This is a genomic window from Nocardiopsis sp. TNDT3 (genome assembly GCF_003427465.1).
GTDB lineage: Bacteria > Actinomycetota > Actinomycetes > Streptosporangiales > Streptosporangiaceae > Nocardiopsis > Nocardiopsis dassonvillei.
The window spans coordinates 1-2,320 of the sequence record NZ_QPFC01000945.1 but is presented as its reverse complement, the minus strand read 5'-3'; the positions used below and the strand labels follow the sequence as shown (position 1 = coordinate 2,320).

Annotated in this window: 1 protein-coding gene and 1 pseudogene; both read left to right on the top strand. The window is 72.9% G+C overall.

Annotation, left to right across the window (positions count from 1 at the left end; all coding sequences use genetic code 11):
* Positions 1 to 295 precede the first annotated feature (295 nt).
* Positions 296 to 1,447 (top strand): FIST N-terminal domain-containing protein, encoded by a 1,152-nt coding sequence (locus DQW06_RS22045; protein ID WP_013151149.1) that lies wholly within the window; start codon positions 296 to 298, stop codon positions 1,445 to 1,447.
* 232 nt (positions 1,448 to 1,679) lie between these two features.
* A pseudogene (locus DQW06_RS22040) lies at positions 1,680 to 2,320 on the top strand (hypothetical protein); the annotation flags it as partial.

The window sequence follows — 2,320 nt, the reverse complement described above, 5'->3', positions numbered from 1 at the left end:
GTGCGCGGGAGCGGGGGCGGGGCGGGGGAGGGGGCTTCGGGAAGGGCGCTCACCCCACGAACCTATCCACAGCCGTCAAGGAGCGTCTGGTTTCCGGGGTTGGCGTGCTGTTTCCTGGATACAAGGGGGCCCAGGGGCTCCGGCCGCATCGTGCTGCCCGCACGCCGCACCGCTGTCGGAGTCCGTGTCAGTTCACCGGAAAACCTCCTGTTCGACGCCGAGGTGGAAGAATGGGACGCGACGGTGGAGTCCTGCGTCCGGCCGCGACGGCCGGCGAGACCGGGGGTGGCAGCTGGTGGCACGGTTCGGCGATGCACTGACGACGGGGGCCGACCTCGTGAACGCGGCCGAGCGCGCCGTACTGAGTGCCCTGGAACAGGTGGACGGCCCTACCGACCTGGTGTGCTTCTTCGTCTGCGGCGCCGACCCCGAGGAGGTCACCCTCGCGGGCAAGCGCGTCATGGAGCTGGCGGGCGACGCGGCCACCCTCGGATGCAGTTCCACCGGGGTCATCGGCGGCGGCCGCAGCGTCGAGGGCCAGGGCTCGGTCAGCGTGTGGTGCGCCGGTCTGCCCGGCGTGGAGATCACACCGTTCCGACTGGACACCGTGGTCGAGGACGACCACCTGGCCGTCATCGGCATGCAGGAGCCCGGCCCCCGCGACAGCGTGGCCATCCTGCTCACCAACCCCTACGAGTTCCCCACCCAGGCCTTCGTCCGCGAGTCCACCGAGGCCCTCGGCGGCCTGCCCCTCGTCGGCGGCATGGCCGACGGCATGCGCGGTGAGGAGTCGGTACGGCTCTTCTGCGACGGCGAGGTGGCCGAGCACGGCGCCATCGGCGTCCTCGTCGGCGGCGAGAACGTCCTCGGCACCGTCGTGAGCCAGGGCTGCCGCCCCATCGGCTCGCCCATGACCGTCACCAAGGCCGAGGGCAACCTCCTGCTCGAACTCGCGGGCACCAACGCCTACGAGAAGCTGGAGGAGCTGGTCGAGTCCCTCTCCGAGGAGGACCGCGAACTCGCCGAGCACGGCCTGCACATCGGCATCGCCATGGACGAGTACGTCGACCGCCACGAGCAGGGCGACTTCCTCATCCGCACCCTGGCCGGAGCCGACCCCGAACTCGGCGCCCTCACCATCGACGACATGGTCGAGGTCGGCCAGACCGTCCGCTTCCAGGTCCGCGACGCCGGTACCGCGGACGAGGACCTGGCCCGCCGCCTCAGCGACTTCGGCGCCGAACACCCCGTCGGCGCCGGTCTGCTCTTCTCCTGCAACGGCCGCGGGTCCTCCCTCTTCCCGCAGTCCGACCACGACGTCCTGGCCGTCCACCGCGTCCTCGGCGTCGATGCCGTCGCCGGGTTCTTCGCCGCTGGCGAGATCGGCCCGGTCGGCGGGGTCAACCACGTGCACGGGTTCACCGCCTGCCTGCTGGCCTTCGCCTAGAACACCGCTCCCCGCACCCGCGGCGGGGCCGGTGCGGGTGCTGCCGGGTCGGCGTCCGAGGCCACCGGGAGCCGGGCCGTGCCCGTTCCCGGAACAGATCCCACCGTGTTCCCGAGTCGGACTTTTACCGCTGTGAGGCCGACACCCGACACGGGCTGCTTGAGTGCGTTCGCGCCGGATTGCTTACTGGAAGTGTTCATTCTGGTAACTCCACGTGTTTGGCAGGGCGGGAATGTTCCACACGAGGCGCGAGCGCGCCAGAAGCACCGCGAAGACCCTGGCGTCCCTGGGCGCTCTCGTGCTCCTCGCGCCCCCGGCCCCGGTCCCGGCGCTCGCGGAGGAGGGCTGGCTGCGCCAGGAACCGGGTTCCGCCGACCGGATCGGCCTGGTCCTGGAGTCCGGAACGCTGCGCCTGGACGGTGACGCGGGCCGCGGGCCCGTGGCCCGCTGGGATCCGGAGCCCCGGCGCGGCGGTCTGGCGGTCTTTCCCCCGCAGCCGCTGGAGGCCCCGGCCGCCACCGTGGACGTGCGGGTGCGGACGGACGGCGGTCCGGGGGAGGTGACCACGGAACTGCGCGGCGACCGGACCGGCGGGGCCTGGACCGAGTGGCACCCCGTCGGGGACGGGCGGGTGACGCTGCCGCACGAGGTCGCGCGGGTACAGGTGCGGGTACGGCTCAGCGGGGAGGGGAACGGCCTCACGGGACTGCGGATCCGCCCGTTGGAGGAGGACGGGGAACCGCCCCGGGGCGGTGCTACCGGGGAGCCCGGCGACGGGCAGGACGGCCACGCGACCGCGCCGACCGGTCCCGCCGCCCCCACCGACCCCTCGGAACCGGTGGAACCGGGAAGCTCCGGCGATCCCCCCGGCCC